This window comes from Soonwooa sp., assembly GCF_030151385.1.
In the GTDB taxonomy this organism is placed as follows: domain Bacteria; phylum Bacteroidota; class Bacteroidia; order Flavobacteriales; family Weeksellaceae; genus Soonwooa.
The window spans coordinates 1-15,352 of sequence record NZ_JASLDS010000051.1 but is presented as its reverse complement, the minus strand read 5'-3'; the positions used below and the strand labels follow the sequence as shown (position 1 = coordinate 15,352).

Below are 15,352 nucleotides of genomic sequence, written 5' to 3'. Positions count from 1 at the left end.
TGATGAAAACACAATTGAAAATTATAGCAATATCTTTCTTAGGATTGTGCACACAGACTAATGCACAGATTTTGGGGAAAATTTTAGATAAAGCGGACAAAGCAGTAAAGAAAGTAGACGATGTATCGCGCAGCGCCAAAAATACGATCAATACAGCTACGAATAGTACGACACTTTCCACATCTAACACTGCCGGAAGCGGAAGCTCAGATTATTTTGATGATAATTCCATAACGTTCAGTAAATCCAGAAACGGAGCATCAGAAAAGAATTTTTCCAGCGAGGATATCAACAAAAAAAAATTGGTCAATGTTTCCTATGGAATTCTGGATTTAAAAGGAAATGAAATCCTTCCCGTCGATTATGATGATATTAGTTATTTTGGAAAGGCTGAAATCTACTTAGTTCGCAAAAATGATAAAGTTGGCGTATTTGATTTAGAAAATAGAATTTGGAAGTTTCCTATCAAATTTGAAGAGATTAAGTATTTAAGTCCTGATTTTCCATTAACTAAGATTAGAAAAAATAAATATGAAAATGAATATTGGATTGATGATAAGGGAACGCAAATTCTTTCGTCAAAGACTAAAGTAATCAAAGTTTATTCTGAATGGGCGTACCATTATTTGATTTTTTCTAAAAACGATAAAAGTTACAAAATGGAATACGATGACCACGCCAAAGTTTTCAAGTGGCATCAAATAGAAAAGGAATAATTAGGGAGGAAAACAGGCAAATACCATTTAAAAAAGCATTTTATATAATCAAAAAGTCCATCAAATGAGAATAAAGCTTATTTTTTTAACAGTGTTTTTCGCGCAGCTTTTTGTAAGTGCGCAAACGCCGTTTAACACCTTTTACGATAATGGAACTAAAAATGAAGTAGGTCAACTTAACGAAAATAAAAATCCTACAGGATTGTGGGAGTATTATTATGACAATGGCCAATTGTGGAAAACTGGCAACTTTAATGACGGAAAATGCAATGGCGATTGGAAATATTACGATACAAAAGGCGCTTTGTTAAAGTACGGAAGCTTTGATAACAATAAGCAAATTGGCGAATGGGTTTTCTACAAAGATGGTTTTTTATACAATAAAGCGACTTATGAAAACGGCGTTATACAAATGGATAAATGGTTTTACAAAAACGGAAATCAAGAAGCTATCGGATATTACTTGAATGGTCAAAAGAATGGAAAATGGTCATTTTATTATGAAAACGGCGGTTTAAAACTAAGTGAAAATTATAAAGAAGGTAAATCGCACGGCGAATGGTTATGGTATTTCCCAAACGGCGCATTGGCTTGCAAAGGAACTTATAAAAACGGATTAGAAACTGGTCAATGGAAATGGTATTTTGAAAACGGAAATCTTAAAAATGTTTCCAACTACTCCGAAGGACAAAAAAATGGAAAATGGCGATTTTATCATGAAAATGGAAAGCTTGCGGAAAAAGGTATTTTTAAAAATGGTATAAAAGTCGGAAAATTCAAGTTTTATGATGAAAAAGGGCGGCTTAGTGAAACCAAAAATTTTTGATGGAATTGGTGATTAATTAATTTCAGAGTTTTATATCAAATCATAAATTTTCTTCTTTTATTAAGTTAACAACATTAAAAAAACACTGCAATGAAAACCTATACCCTTAGTCTATTTATTTTTTTTAACACTGTTCTAGTTTTTGGACAACGCGTTGCTATGGCGGATATTGACAGTGTAAAGTCAGAGGGAAAGTTTAATAAAGCGGAGCAAAAAACAGGCAAATGGAAATATTATTACAATAATGGAAACCTAAAATACATTGGAAAATATAAGAACGGACAATTGCAGGGTAAATGGATAGGATATTATGACAACGGGCAAGTAGAAATCATCTCGAACTATAAAAACGGCAAAAGACAAGGATTGTCCAGAGAATATCATAAAAATGGTCAACTCTCTGGAACAGGAAAGTACGAAAATGACTTAGAAACAGGAAAATGGGAAGGCTTTCACGAAAATGGAAAATTGCAAAATGTTGGTATTTTCTCTAACGGAAAACCAGAAGGAGAATGGAAGCGTTTTTATGATAACGGACAGCCAGAGACCATAGGATTGTATGTTGATGGAAAACATACTGGCGTTTGGACTGCTTATTTTAATAATGGAAAGATAGACAAAACGGGTAACTATGATAAAAGTCTAGAAGTTGGACTTTGGACGTATTATTATGATACAGGACAATTGAAAGCTAATATCAATTTCTTGGATGCTAAGTGGGATGGAGAATACACATTTTATCGTCCAAGTGGCAAAATAGAGGTTGTTGGTCAATATAAAAATGGAAAGAAAGTTGGAGAATGGAAAAATTTTAATGAAAATGATGTTCTTATTTTGGTTGGCAGCTATGATAACGATTTGGAAACTGGTGAGTGGAAAAAATTCTACGATAACGGGCAACCTTTTTTTACTGGTGTTAGAAAAGAGGGAAAGAAAACAGGCGAATGGAAATTTTATCATGAAAATGGTCAATTAAAATCAGTAGGGAAATATGCTGATGATTTAGCAACAGGAGAATGGAAAGCTTACTACATCAATGGACAATTGAAAAATATAGGTTCTTATCTTGCTGGAAAAACAATTGGCAAATGGGAACGATTCTATGAGAATGGAAACCCAAAGGCAATTGGAAATTTAGAAAACGCTAAAGAAAATGGCTTATGGAAAATTTATCATGAAAATGGAAAATTGTATTATTCTGGAAAATTTGTAGACGGTTTTGGGAATGGGGAATGGAAATGGTATAATGATGCAGGAAAGCTTGTTAAAATCTCAAACTATACAGATGGAAAGAAAGTCGGCATTTGGAAGTGGTACAATCCAAAAAATAAAAAATTGATACAATTAGATAATTACGACACAAAAGTTCGAACTTATTACAATGAAAAAGGTAAAATAATAAAGAAAGTTTCTACTGATGAACCTATGCAGGATGATGATATAGAACCCAAAAATCAGAATTAACATTCGAAATTAGTCTTCTCAATTTTTCAAATCCAGTTAAAAATGAATGAAAATCTAAATAATAAAAAACGTCGCAAAATCTTTTACATTTTAGGTGCTATAATCATTCTTGGCTTGCTGGCTGAAGGTTTGAGTGGAGAATTTTTCTTCAAAAATTTATTTCTTGACAAAAAAATTCCTGAAAAGTACAAAAACTACCTTGATTTGAATAAAAACAAAACTTACACTGCGGGCGATTATGTCATAAAACCCTTTATAAAAAGTGAGTTTTATACAGAGAAATTTGTGAGTTCAAAAAATGAATTAATTATTTTGTCTTTAACGAAAAATCCAAAAGAAGAATACTCGGGCCGAGATAATGCCAGTATTAATTATCAAAAAATAGACAGAACTGGTACAATTATATCAACTTACAAAAAAGTAAAAATCAACCAAGTAGATCAAGAGTTTGTTATGGGAGACTATATCGTGAATCCTAGATTTGGGTATTATAACACTTGGATTTTGGATAATGATACTATAAAAAAATCTTTCATACCTGTGAACAAGGATTTGTCTTGGAGCAACGAAAAACAGGAAGAACTGCTTGATAAAATCAATGAAAAATCACCTTATTATTACAAAACCAATGACTACGAACGTCCTGAGCGTTTTGGTTCTATTGTTTACTTTTTAAACAACAAATGGTATTATTTCTATACCAATTTTGAAAAAATTTCAATGATTAAAGATCATAAGGGAATATGGAAGGAAGAATACAACAATAATTCGCCAGAAGTGTTACCCGTCTATATGCAAATCACAGAATATGGTTCAGAAGACGTTTCTAATGGATCAATGGCGGTAGGAACACATAATGTAAAAACATTTGATGCCAACTTTTATTGTCAAATTCCATTCAAAACTGACACTTTGAAATTTAAAATGGCTAAAACTTTTTTTGATGACTATGATTTGGAAAAAAAATGGTGGCATATAAAAGGTGAAGACGTCCAAAAGTATAAAAAAGATTTTCAGAAATTAAATTGGGAATACTCTTTTTTCATCAATAAAGATTTTGATTTTATACTGTTCAATGGCGGAAGTTACGATGCTGAAAATACTTTGTATATTATAACATCTAAAAAGCAATAAATATGAAAACAATCTCAGTCTTCATCCTGCTTGCTGTTATTTCTTGCAACAAAAGAATGCAACAGCCAATTGTAGATCATTCAAAAAATGGAAAATCTGAAACTAGAGCTTCTCAAGAAAAGTCCGTTGATAGCGTTTACAAAAATTGGATAGCATATTATGTAAATCATGATAAACATTTCCGACCTGATGCTATAAAAAATCTTGGAGAATCTGATTTTGATGCTGATAGAGAAGGAGGCACAGTGCCTGTTTATGAAGCCGATTTTGACAAAATTTATACACCATTTTTGATTTACAACCCATCACGAACTAGGTACTTGGATTTTGAAAATTGGGTTCTTGACGACGATGGTAATGCAGGTTTTGATGTTGACCAAGAATTAAATTTGGTTGACCTAAAAACAAAAAAAGTTAAAAAGATAGCCTTTTATGGATCTTATTATTGGGTTGAAGATGCCTATTGGAAAAATGATGATGTATTTGTAACACTAGAAAATAATTATGATCATGTACTTAACAAAAGTGAATACAATCTAAAAACGCACAAAATGACTAACTATCAATTTGTTGACACGTTGAATTTTGTTAGTGAATATACACAGGAACGGCTTAAACGTCACGGAATAAAAACCGAATAAAACAAATTTTCATCTTTCAGAAATAAATGCTAGGAATTAAATTTTAAAAATAAAAGATTACACAACTACACCAATTCTCCTGATGGATAAAGGAAATTTCACTTTGCTTGCTATGTCGTTCTCAAAATAGAATCCTATATTTTTTATCGATTACCAAATATTTTTTATTAATATATCTAAATCAGCGAGCAATTTATTTCTATCAATTTTCAATATTTTCTTTTTCTATTCTTGTTATCATTTGCGTAATCGCTATTGTTAAATTCTCTCGCAAAAAAATGTCAATGTTTTCTTTTTTATCAAATAAATCATAGCCCACTCCTATCGTAATTGCAATTAAGTTTTTCTTTTTAAAGTACTTAAGATGAGAACATCCAGATGGATCGCCATATCGAAATAAATCGCCATCAACTCTTAATTCGATGTGAAATTGAATGCCGTTTATCGAGTAAGCATTATCATTCAATTCTTCCAATATTTTCACGATTTTCTTTTCAAAAGGACGAACAAGAGGACTGGTATCTGCTCCACCATACTTCGAAAACATTGAAAATTTATTCATCAATATCCATTTTACAAACTATATTGTCTTAAATTTCTTGCCAATTAATTAATAGCGGGCGATATTTTGTTTCATAAAACGCCAACACTGTCGCTTCAATTTCATTTTGAGATAGAATACTTTTTTGGGGCAGTTTCACTAACGCACCTTTTGAATTTTCGTAAAAAATCTCTGTTTCACCTACATTGATTGGCTCTGGATTACTCGAAATAAATGTTTGATTATTGTCTAGGTAATACACAACTCCATAATTATTTTTCACAAAAATTGCTAGCTGAGGAAATCCTGTTTCGCTAAAAGTAAAAATAAAATAATTTGAATTCAATGCGGGGCGATTATCCAAAAACTTAATTAGTTCATCCTTTTGTTTAATAACTTTTTCACCATTAAAATCACTAGCATACATTTCAGAGGTATTATTTTTTTCCATAGTTATTAATAATTTAAGTATCTTTTTGTGTTTCTACTTTTTATAAATGTCATCAGCATTAAGTTGCATCACTATTTTATCAAGAAGGTTTTATACGATGTCTTTTCCATAAACAAAAAGCTACCTAAATATAAACGAAAACTGCTTTAAATGAAACATTTCCTTTCTAATAAAAAAAATGGAATGACATATGACTTTGTTTGTGAGGACGAGAAGTATGTCGAAAAAAATAACGGACTGATTGTAACATTAGAAAACAATTATGACAAAGTACTTCATAAAACTGAATAGATTTTATGCCTTAAAAAAAATCGCACATTCCTAAACTCAACAAACGTTAATAATAAGCAATAAATCATGTTCTTTTTTAAAAAATTAATAATAAGATTAAAATTAAAAAAAACACGAACTCCTCTCCTACTACTATTTCCTTAATTTTCGTATTTTGGTAGTATTGAAAAATATAAGCTGATTCAATATTTCGATTGACTTTAAAACTAGCATTTGTTTTATTAAAAATGTGAAATAAATCTTACCAAATAATTTCAATAAAAACTCTAAAAAACACCGATGAAGAATTTTAAATATACTTTTCTGCTCGTACTAATAATAGTAATTTTTCCATGCACTAATTTTTCTTCCCAAATAAAAAAGGAGAAAGAATTCGTTTGGTTTGTTGTACAACCTGAGGTTGAATTAGGTAAAAATATTGATTTCAACGTATATTTTGAAGATAAGCCAGAATCTATTTCCATCAATGCCAAAGTAATCGATGGTTTAGAACTTACGGACGGCTTAGATAATGTACGACCAAGCTACGCAACTAGCATAACAGACGATAATGATAAAGTCATTACAAGCTTTTATAAATTCTACACTTACGCCAAACCAACCAAACTCGGACGTATTGACTTTCCGACAATCACGGTAAAATACAAAGGAAAGGAGTACAAAAGCACTCCTTTCCACATCAATGTTGTGGACAATATTTGTGTTAATCCCAACAATGTTAAAGTCGTTTGGTCAACAGATAAATCCAAGTACAAAAAAGGAGATAGCATAAAACTTAGCCTTTACGAATATTCAAAATTTTCGCAAACACAAAGAATACATTTACCTGCTAAAAATGTGTCTCTTGCAGGAAAAGACAATCAAATCAACCTAAACGTTGAAGATACTTTGGACAATATTGCGGGGATTGACGATTTTGAAGAAACGCTCTCAAAGAATTTCGACATTGTAAATATTGATTGGAACATGTCCAACTTTCGACAATCGATGGAACAAGTTGGTAATGAAAATTACGTGAAAACTTTAATTGTTGAACTTGCCCTAACTCCAAAAAATAAAGGAACTTATAGTTTTGGTCCTAGTACATTCGATTATCAGATATATAAAAGTAATACTGATTATTTTGGCAAATTTACTCCCAACGATCAAGGGAGCTATACTGTGACTGACAAAGGCGCTTCAAAACTAAAACTTATCTCAAACAAAGCATCAATTGATGTTGAATAAAATTTAATTTCATTCCAATTTTAAAAATTTAAATTACCTAAAACACAAAAAACTTATGAAAAATAAACTATTACTAAGCTACCTCTTTCTCGTTTTCTCAACCATTATGACTTTCGCATGTCGCCCAGTGAGAACGCCATACAAAGATCTTTTGGAAAATTATAATGCCAAAATGAATATTATTGTGGAAGGTTATTATCAAGAAAACACGCAAAAGACAGGCGTCGTATTCTATGTTACCAAATCTTCGGATCCAACTATTAAAACAAAGAAAGAATATAAAGTTTTTGAATACGGTCCATTTGGAAGTCGGTGTGAAATGTATGAAATGGAAGCACATGTAGATTCCAAAATTATAGGAAAAGACAAGCCTCGATTATTGATTTTGTATAAAGATAGGAGTAACACTGAAAAGTTGGTGACTCCAATTTTTTGGGATGCTGGTGCAGATGCTTCCAATAACAAAATTAAAACGACTGAATATGATTACTCTAACAATAAAACTTTTTTCAATGAATGTGTAATTCGTTTAGCAGAAGTTTGGAAAAAAATCGCTTCTGAAAATACTAAAGGTTTATCATGGAAGAAAGCTAATTCGTAATATATTTTAAGTCTTTTTTTACAAAACCATGATACCTTTACCACTAATTCTGATCTTCATTTTTGTCTTGTTAATACGCTTAACAATTAATAATGCTAAAATAAAAACTGATCCTCGCAAACACGACATTATAAGAGTTAGCGTTCTGCTTGTTGCCATTCCACTAATAACTTTGATTTGTTATTTAATTGACCAAGATCAAGGACTCTTAGGTGCCTTCTATCTAAGTTATTATTTTACAGGAGTCTGGCTTTTATATCTTCTTGTTGAGGCCATTAGCCTATACATTGCGAAACAAAATGAGCTAGCAAGCACAAGCCTATTCTTATTTTTCATCTCGGCAGTTGTCATCGGATTAGGAACATATGCGCTTTTCAACGCTATTAATTAAAGAATAAAAGTTTTGCTTTAAATTGCAATACTTACTTAAACCAAAAAAACGCTTACTTTATCCGAAGCCAATATACAATCAACACATTATCAATTTTTTAACATTGAATTTCAAAAAATATTTTGTAGTTTTGCACTCCGAAATTCAGAACATAAGTATAACTGAAATCATTTAAAATCTAGAAAAATGAAAAGAATTGGCGAACACAGAAAACTTCTTGGTGTAGATAAAGATGTAACTCTTAAAGAGTTGAAAACCATTTACAGAAACACAATGAAGGATTCGCATCCTGATAAATTCGTCAATGATGAAGAGGGAAAACTAGAAGCGGAAGAAAAAAGCAAATCTGTTATTGAAGCTTATCATTTTTTGGTGAGCATCAACAAAGAAACGCAAGAAAAATACAAAGAAGAATACACCGAAACTATTTCTAAAAGCAATATTGAAGATTTCGATTACGAAAAATCAATCTTGAAAATTCAACATTTGAATGGTAAAATGTACGAGTACATTGGTGTTCCAAGAAATACATTTATCAAAATGGTAAATGCAGATTCACCAAGTCGTTTTGCAAGAAGACACATCTACGGCAACTTCATTTACCGTAAGTCTGGTGAAGCGATGGTTGACTAAGCAACTTTTTACAAAATAAAATCCCTCCATATATTTGAAGGGATTTTTTATGCTAAAATTTAAGATTCTAAGGTACCAACTTATTAAAAGGAAGATACAATTTACCATCGGTTACCGTAATTGTTTTTCCAGGAAAATCTCTAGAAGTTAAAGTTCCAGAAAAAGTAGCTTTTATTCCATTTTCTTTGCTAAGTTCCGTAATATTCAAAACAAAATTTTTGGTATCAGCTGCATCAAATTGCGTGGTTACACTTGGTAGATATTCTGCATCCAAACTGTAAGTATCAGGGCTGTCATCATCATAGCTTCCGCCTTTTACACCATCATAAATACCAGCGGTAATATTCCCACCCATATTCCAAATTTCAAAAACAAATGCTGGAGGCGTATCATTAGCATTTCCTGTTGTAGGAAACGATTTGATGTAACCAGCCAACACAATATGCTCCATACGACCACCATTTCCGCCACCTTGTAAAATTGCGGTGTGCAAAAAGTTAGTTTCCACACCATCTAATTTTGCTGTGTAATAATATTTGTTGGAAGTCGTAGAAAAATCATCATCGTTAGAACTGCTGCTTCGACAGCCTACAACCAGTACTAACACTAATAAACCTAAAATAATTTTACTAAAATTCTTTTTCATAATTGATATTTTATTTCAAATATAGAAATTTAATTAAAAAGCCTCTTGAATACACAAAAGACTTTTCGTTGTAAATTAATTTGAATATGAAGTTTTGCATTACTTAAAAAAGTAGGTAAGTCCGAGTTGGAAATTGTTCAATCTAAATTCACTCACTTTAAGGTCACTTGTTTTAGCAATAGGAGTTCCTACCCCAAGATTGGCTCTTAGATTTACAGCTAGATTATTTGTAAAATAGTATCCACCTCCAAAACCAATAGCAATATTAAATTTAGTTGACCTGTCTTTCCATTCATTTTCTTTGCTAGATTCTTTATCCTTCAGTTTTGAGTCAACCAAAAAACTAAACTCAGGACCGCCTTCAATATAGAGTTCTCGTGAAATCTTGAGTTGAGCCATTATCGGCAAAACAATGTAAGACATATTTAGATTTCCATTATTAATATAATCTTCTCTCTTTGCTTTCATGCCTGTTCCTAACATACTGCAAAGTAGTTCTGCTTGCAAATCAAATTTTGGAGCTACAGAATATTTCGCAACTAATCCACCATAATATCCCACCTTATTATTGTAAGTATAATACTCATCAGGACCCGTAATTTTAGATAAACTAGCTCCTGCCTTTACCCCAAATTCAACTTTTGGTTTTGTTGATGATTTGTGGTTTTTCTTTTTCTGTGCATTGACCGAAATAGAACCGAGCAACAGCGCGCAGACCAGTATTTGTAACTTTTTCATTTTGCTTTATTTAAAGTAATAAACTAATCCCAGCTGAAAATTATTCATCCTAAAGTGATCCGAAGTTCCCTCCGCGTTTACCGTTTTGAAGAAAGGTGAATTCATTCCAATATTAGCTCTGAAATTTGCTGCAATATTTTCGGTGAGATAATACCCTGTCCCAATTCCCCAAAAAAATGTTATACGCTTTGTATCTTTCATTATGAAAACTTCACCAGTATCTATGTTCTTATTTTTTGAACTTAAATTAACACCTATTTCAGGGCCAGTTTCTAGATAAAACTCAGGTGAGATTTTGAATTGAAACAAAATTGGAACGGAAACATAAGCTATCTTGGAGTTGACTCTAAACGGATCCAAAGCTGGCTGATTTTTAGCCTTTGATCCAATCATATTATAATAGGCTTCACCTTGCAAAGACAATGTTTTTGACAAAGGATATTTGACAACTAGTCCTCCAAAATAACCAATTTTACTACTAAAAATATAGGAGTAATCATCTCCATTAATTTTAGAAATATTCGCACCAGCTCTTATCCCAAATTCAACTTTTGGTTTTGTTGATGATTTGTGGTTTTTCTTTTTCTGTGCATTAACCGAAACAGAACCAAGCAACAGCGCACAGACCAGTATTTGTAACTTTTTCATCTTGCACTATTTAAAGTAGTAAGTGAGTCCTAACTCAAAACTCATTAACCTAATTTTTTCCGAGTTTCTCTTTTCAATGTTTTTGAAAGGACTTGCAGCGCCAATATTTGCACGAAGATTAGCAGCGAGATTATTAGTAATGTTATAGCCGCCTCCTAACGCCCATGCAAAATTCATTTTTTTTGTCCCGTATTTCCAATCAACTACCTCATTATTATAGGTGACTGATGTGAATTGCGATTTAATATTATAACCAATATTAGGTCCAGTTTCAATATATATTTTATCCGTAATACCGTACTGAAAAAGTATTGGTACGCTTACATAGCTCATTTCTGCAAAACCCGTATTACCATTTTCTCGTTCCTTGCTATTGGATTGCATTGCATCGTACAAAACTTCCCCTTGCAAACTCATTCTTTCTCTAAAAGAATATTTAACTAGAAAGCCACCATAATATCCGAATTTATAGCTAAAATCTCGGGAAGCGTCTTTGCCTAAAAAGTTTGAGAAATTTCCACCAGCTTTCACTCCAAATTCAACTTTTGGTTTTGTCGAATTCTTGGTTGACTTCTTTTTCTGTGCGTTTACCAAAATCGATGAAAATGATAAAACGCACAGAAACATAAATAGCTTTTTCATTGTAATCGGTTTTAAAATTATTTTCTAAAAGAGAAGATAAATGTTGATCCATTAGAGGCAAGTGTCAGTTGCAAAGTCGCATTGTTATCCAATAGCTTTATCGGAAGTACTTGCTGTTGCCCATTTTCAGTATAATAATAAGTACCATCTTTTTTCGTCCATTGATAAGTATCCGAAGAACTTTCACAAGCGCCAGTATCCGAATTCGGAACTACAAGTGTGAATTTTGCGTTTGATTTATCGACATTCAAATTGCTATCTTTCCAGCAAGTTGCATTGCTTACATCTTGACTTTGTCCTTGGTAAGTCACTACTTTCAATTTCCAATTTCCTACGAAAGGATCAGAACTTGCGCTTCCTCCATCTTCACTATCACGTTGGCAAGACAAAAGTCCAAAACAAACAAATACAAATAGTGAAACCAGTTTTAAAAATTTAGTGTAATTCATTTTATTTATTTTTAAGATTAGATTGTATTCCAAAAGTAGATTCCTAAAACCACAGATACAATCCTCAAAAAGATGGATTTTTTTCTCCCTGTTTTTAGGGAAATTGATTTTGAGTGTTTTTTACTTGCTTAAAGTCTCTTATTTTTACTAAAATATTTGCGTATTTTTAATCGAAATGAGAAATTTTTCAATTTTTGTATTCCTATTTTTCTTCTTACTGGGTTTTTCACAAAGTCCAGTAAAAGACAGTTTGGAAAAACGTTTTCGAGAAGCAAATACAAATCATGACAAAGCTTTGGCGCAAATGGAATTGTCAGATTATTGGTCGTATCGAGATACGGTAAAAGCTTTCCAAAGTCTCAAAACTGCCGACGAATATGTCCAAAAGGATAATTTTCTGAAAGGACTTTTACTTTTTTATAAAGCTGGTGTTTACTTCGATCACGATGTTGACAAAGCACAAAGCCTTTACAAACAAGCGGATGAAAAACTGAAAAATTATACAGATCCCAAAACTTTTGAATATCGTGCGAAACTTTGGCACAACTACGCGGTTCTGCAACAAGGCAAGGAAGATCAACAAGACTTCCTAAATATTACCTTAGAAAAGTGTATTCCATTTGCGGAAAAGTCGGGCAACAAAACCCTTCAGGCTACTTATTTGGTGGATGTCGGTTTGGTTTTCGCCAATTATAGAGAATTCCCGAAAGCGATTTCGTACTACAACAAATCTTTGGAAATTCTTAAAACTGCTGAAAATAAAAACGAAGCAGCAGCTTGGGCGTATCTTAATTTGGCAAATGCTTATCTTGAAATAAAGAATCTGAGCCTGATGAACAACGCTTTGAAAAATGCAGATGTTTATCTTTCAAAAATTCCCGAATCGCAATATAACGTCGTTGCTTATCTTCAAAAATCAAGGTATTACAATGCTATTGGAAATCCAAAAGAAGCTTTGGCAAACATCCAAAAAGGAATTGCTTTTGCAAAAAGTATGAATTTGGATTATGATTATTTTAATCTTAGTTACGAGTATTCGAGGCTTTTAAAAAAACAAGGTCAAAATATAGAAGCCAAATTGGTGGCAGGATTTCGGTTATGACCCAAAGACACCTGGTGCGTCTGCTCCTGAGAATTTTAAGATTGGAAGTATTAATGCAACTAAGATTAAGTGTGTAACATGGGAATTAAATGTTGGCGGGAATGGTCATACCTATTGTGGCTATGAGTTAAGTGGTAGCGTTGATTTTGGTCAATTGTTTGGTGCTGCGAAATCTCTTGACGCTTATATATTGACTGTAACTTCTAGTAACGAATGGAATTTTGTTAAGGAGAATCTTGTCAAAAATGTAACTAGTCCAATTTGGCTTGGGTATGCTACTGTTAGAACGCCTGGTAACCCTTATAAGTATAGATGGATTACTGGTGAAACTTGGAATAATAGCTGGGGAAACTCCGCAAGTGTACAGGCTGTTTTTGCACCTGGTAATCCTAAATCTACTGTAGATTATTATGGAGCTAATCCTTATGTTGGTGATTATGAAAGCAAAAATGCTGCTGGTCTCTGCGCTCTGATTTCTGGTAGTGCATATAATCAAAATAGGTTGTGGTATAGTGCGGGTTGTGATTCTAAGAATTTTGAATCTGCAGAAATAAAGCAAATCATCGTAGAGTTTAATCAGTAAAATAATAGTTTTGACAAGAAAAATATTTAGTTTAGTTGCGTTCGTTTTTGTAAATATATTTTTGTTTTCTCAAGTGGGGATCGGTACACAGACGCCGCACCCTAGTACCTCTTTGGATATCGTTTCAAAAGATCGAGGATTTTTGGGGCCGCACATTGCATTGAAGAGTAGGAAAGATAACATAACAATACCTAATCCAGCAGAGGGTTTGCTGGTTTTTAATACAACGACTTTGGATGGCGATAAGGATGTGTTTTTAAAGCCTTCTTACTATTTTTGGTCTAATGGAGAGTGGCATGCGTCCCAGCAAGGAGAAATTCTGAAGGTGACAACCAATGGTATTCTTCAGTCTTATTTGCCTTATGAAGCTAATGGCGTTCATAGAGAGGATAAAATTACCCATAATGGTATAGATTACGAACCTAAAGGATGTCTACAATGGACTGCTGGTGAGGGAGGAAATGGTCATTGGTATTGCGCTTATGTGGCAAGTGTGCAGAATCCATCTTGGCAAGAAGTGTATAATACTGCGGAGTCTGTAGGTGGTTATCTTGCAACTTTTACAACTCTTAAAGAGTGGGAATGGGTTAAAAAAAATATCGTTGAACCTGATGATGTAACTAAAAAATTAACCAACTCTATTTGGATAGGCTATAATAAAGTTAATTTTTCTGGCAATGGTGTCGAGTTTACTTGGATTACTGGAGAAGAATCTCAGATTACGTGGGGAAGCAAGTCAACTACAGAGCATTTTTTTAATACAGGTGAGCCTAACAATCAGAATCAAAATGAAGGTTGTGTTCATATAATTGCAAAGGCTAATAATAGTGAAAGGAAATGGAACGATATCCCTTGTGCAAATCCAGGATGGGCAAATCCTTATAATCACGTCATTATCGAATTCGAAAAATAATTAAAGTCGCTTAGGCGACTTTTTTGTATTTTTACCACATGGAAAATGCAAAGATTTTAAAACATATTATCGAAGAAAGACGTAGTGTTTTTCCAAAAGACTATACAGATACACCAATCCCAGAACATATTTTGGAAGAAGTTCTTAATGCTTCTGTTTTGGCGCCTAATCACAAAAAAACAAAACCGTGGCGTTTCAAAGTTTTTAGAAATGAGGAAAAGCTGCAACTTGGTGAAGAGCTACAATCTATCTATAAAAACATAACGCCACCACAAACTTTTCTTGAAAAGAAATATCAGGATATTGGTTTCAAAATAAGTAAAGCGAATATTGTAATCTCTATCGTTTGTGAGTTTAGTGGACTTGTTTCAGATTGGGAAGAGATTGCAGCAACGGCGATGGCTGTACAAAATATGTATTTAACTTGTACGGCGAATAGAATTGGCTGCTATTGGAGCTCGCCAGCTTTGGTTAATCATCTTAAAGATTCTTTAAAAATTGAGGAAAACCAAAAATGTTTGGGACTTTTCTATATGGGAAGTTTGGCTTAGTTTTTCTTAAAAATAGTTTTGATAATTAATTTTCTTCCAAATAAAAAGAAATTACTATCTTTGCACACTATTAAAATTTAACCGGGACGTGATCCCAAAAATTAAAACAATATGTCAGTAAAAATTAGATTACAAAGACACGGTAAAAAAGGGAAACCTTTCTT

At 32.6% G+C, this 15,352-nt stretch carries 20 protein-coding genes; 13 read left to right on the top strand and 7 right to left on the bottom strand.

All coding sequences use genetic code 11. The annotated features are described in order from the left end of the window. Positions 1 to 2 precede the first annotated feature (2 nt). From Q1V95_RS09710 to Q1V95_RS09690, 5 genes are all read left to right on the top strand, one after another. On the top strand, positions 3 to 716 hold the full coding sequence (locus Q1V95_RS09710; RefSeq protein ID WP_300673188.1) for a WG repeat-containing protein: 714 nt from the start codon (positions 3 to 5) through the stop codon (positions 714 to 716). A gap of 64 nt (positions 717 to 780) precedes the next feature. Further along, entirely contained in the window at positions 781 to 1,542 is a 762-nt protein-coding gene (locus Q1V95_RS09705) for a toxin-antitoxin system YwqK family antitoxin (protein WP_300673186.1), read from the top strand. A 90-nt stretch (positions 1,543 to 1,632) separates the two neighbouring features. Next, positions 1,633 to 3,006, top strand: coding sequence for a toxin-antitoxin system YwqK family antitoxin (locus tag Q1V95_RS09700; protein WP_300673184.1), 1,374 nt, complete (start codon positions 1,633 to 1,635; stop codon positions 3,004 to 3,006). Positions 3,007 to 3,048: 42 nt separating this feature from the next. Continuing rightward, positions 3,049 to 4,140: a hypothetical protein gene (locus tag Q1V95_RS09695; RefSeq protein WP_300673182.1), complete on the top strand. Its 1,092-nt coding sequence runs from the start codon at positions 3,049 to 3,051 to the stop codon at positions 4,138 to 4,140. Between the two features lie 2 nt (positions 4,141 to 4,142). Next, positions 4,143 to 4,781, top strand: coding sequence for a hypothetical protein (locus Q1V95_RS09690; RefSeq protein WP_300673180.1), 639 nt, complete (start codon positions 4,143 to 4,145; stop codon positions 4,779 to 4,781). A 202-nt stretch (positions 4,782 to 4,983) separates the two neighbouring features. Here Q1V95_RS09690 and Q1V95_RS09685 read toward each other — a convergent pair whose 3' ends face one another. Together Q1V95_RS09685 and Q1V95_RS09680 are read right to left on the bottom strand one after the other, a co-directional pair. Beyond that, the gene (locus tag Q1V95_RS09685; RefSeq protein ID WP_300673178.1) at positions 4,984 to 5,343 is read right to left on the bottom strand and encodes a hypothetical protein; all 360 of its coding nucleotides are present in this window, start codon (positions 5,341 to 5,343) and stop codon (positions 4,984 to 4,986) included. 28 nt (positions 5,344 to 5,371) lie between these two features. Beyond that, positions 5,372 to 5,773 (bottom strand): hypothetical protein, encoded by a 402-nt coding sequence (locus Q1V95_RS09680; protein ID WP_300673177.1) that lies wholly within the window; start codon positions 5,771 to 5,773, stop codon positions 5,372 to 5,374. 150 nt (positions 5,774 to 5,923) lie between these two features. On the opposite strand from Q1V95_RS09680, the gene Q1V95_RS09675 reads away from it, so the two are divergent. From Q1V95_RS09675 to Q1V95_RS09660, 4 genes are all read left to right on the top strand, one after another. Beyond that, the gene (locus tag Q1V95_RS09675; RefSeq protein WP_300673175.1) at positions 5,924 to 6,064 is read left to right on the top strand and encodes a hypothetical protein; all 141 of its coding nucleotides are present in this window, start codon (positions 5,924 to 5,926) and stop codon (positions 6,062 to 6,064) included. A 279-nt stretch (positions 6,065 to 6,343) separates the two neighbouring features. Beyond that, complete coding sequence (locus Q1V95_RS09670) at positions 6,344 to 7,291, top strand: BatD family protein (protein WP_300673173.1); 948 nt, start codon at positions 6,344 to 6,346, stop codon at positions 7,289 to 7,291. 55 nt (positions 7,292 to 7,346) lie between these two features. Next, complete coding sequence (locus Q1V95_RS09665) at positions 7,347 to 7,892, top strand: hypothetical protein (RefSeq protein WP_300673171.1); 546 nt, start codon at positions 7,347 to 7,349, stop codon at positions 7,890 to 7,892. A 577-nt stretch (positions 7,893 to 8,469) separates the two neighbouring features. Next, entirely contained in the window at positions 8,470 to 8,916 is a 447-nt protein-coding gene (locus Q1V95_RS09660; RefSeq protein ID WP_300673169.1) for a KTSC domain-containing protein, read from the top strand. A gap of 67 nt (positions 8,917 to 8,983) precedes the next feature. Here the strand turns inward: Q1V95_RS09660 and Q1V95_RS09655 are convergent, their stop codons facing one another. The 5 genes from Q1V95_RS09655 to Q1V95_RS09635 form a co-directional block, all read right to left on the bottom strand. Next, a complete protein-coding gene (locus Q1V95_RS09655) occupies positions 8,984 to 9,562 on the bottom strand; it encodes a hypothetical protein (RefSeq protein ID WP_300673167.1) in 579 nt (192 codons plus the stop codon). Positions 9,563 to 9,661: 99 nt separating this feature from the next. Further along, entirely contained in the window at positions 9,662 to 10,300 is a 639-nt protein-coding gene (locus Q1V95_RS09650) for a porin family protein (protein ID WP_300673165.1), read from the bottom strand. Positions 10,301 to 10,306: 6 nt separating this feature from the next. Then, the gene (locus tag Q1V95_RS09645; RefSeq protein ID WP_300673163.1) at positions 10,307 to 10,948 is read right to left on the bottom strand and encodes a porin family protein; all 642 of its coding nucleotides are present in this window, start codon (positions 10,946 to 10,948) and stop codon (positions 10,307 to 10,309) included. 6 nt (positions 10,949 to 10,954) lie between these two features. Further along, complete coding sequence (locus Q1V95_RS09640; protein ID WP_300673161.1) at positions 10,955 to 11,590, bottom strand: porin family protein; 636 nt, start codon at positions 11,588 to 11,590, stop codon at positions 10,955 to 10,957. A gap of 17 nt (positions 11,591 to 11,607) precedes the next feature. Further along, on the bottom strand, positions 11,608 to 12,039 hold the full coding sequence (locus tag Q1V95_RS09635) for a lipocalin family protein (protein ID WP_300673159.1): 432 nt from the start codon (positions 12,037 to 12,039) through the stop codon (positions 11,608 to 11,610). Positions 12,040 to 12,214: 175 nt separating this feature from the next. Between Q1V95_RS09635 and Q1V95_RS09630 the strand changes: the two genes are divergently transcribed. From Q1V95_RS09630 to Q1V95_RS09615, 4 genes are all read left to right on the top strand, one after another. Further along, entirely contained in the window at positions 12,215 to 13,141 is a 927-nt protein-coding gene (locus tag Q1V95_RS09630) for a hypothetical protein (RefSeq protein WP_300673157.1), read from the top strand. Positions 13,142 to 13,331: 190 nt separating this feature from the next. After that, positions 13,332 to 13,724, top strand: a complete 393-nt coding sequence (locus tag Q1V95_RS09625) for a hypothetical protein (RefSeq protein WP_300673156.1) — start codon at positions 13,332 to 13,334, stop codon at positions 13,722 to 13,724. Positions 13,725 to 13,734: 10 nt separating this feature from the next. Next, positions 13,735 to 14,637, top strand: a complete 903-nt coding sequence (locus Q1V95_RS09620) for a C-type lectin domain-containing protein (protein ID WP_300673154.1) — start codon at positions 13,735 to 13,737, stop codon at positions 14,635 to 14,637. Positions 14,638 to 14,675: 38 nt separating this feature from the next. After that, positions 14,676 to 15,188, top strand: a complete 513-nt coding sequence (locus Q1V95_RS09615; protein ID WP_300673153.1) for a nitroreductase — start codon at positions 14,676 to 14,678, stop codon at positions 15,186 to 15,188. Positions 15,189 to 15,352: the final 164 nt, after the last annotated feature.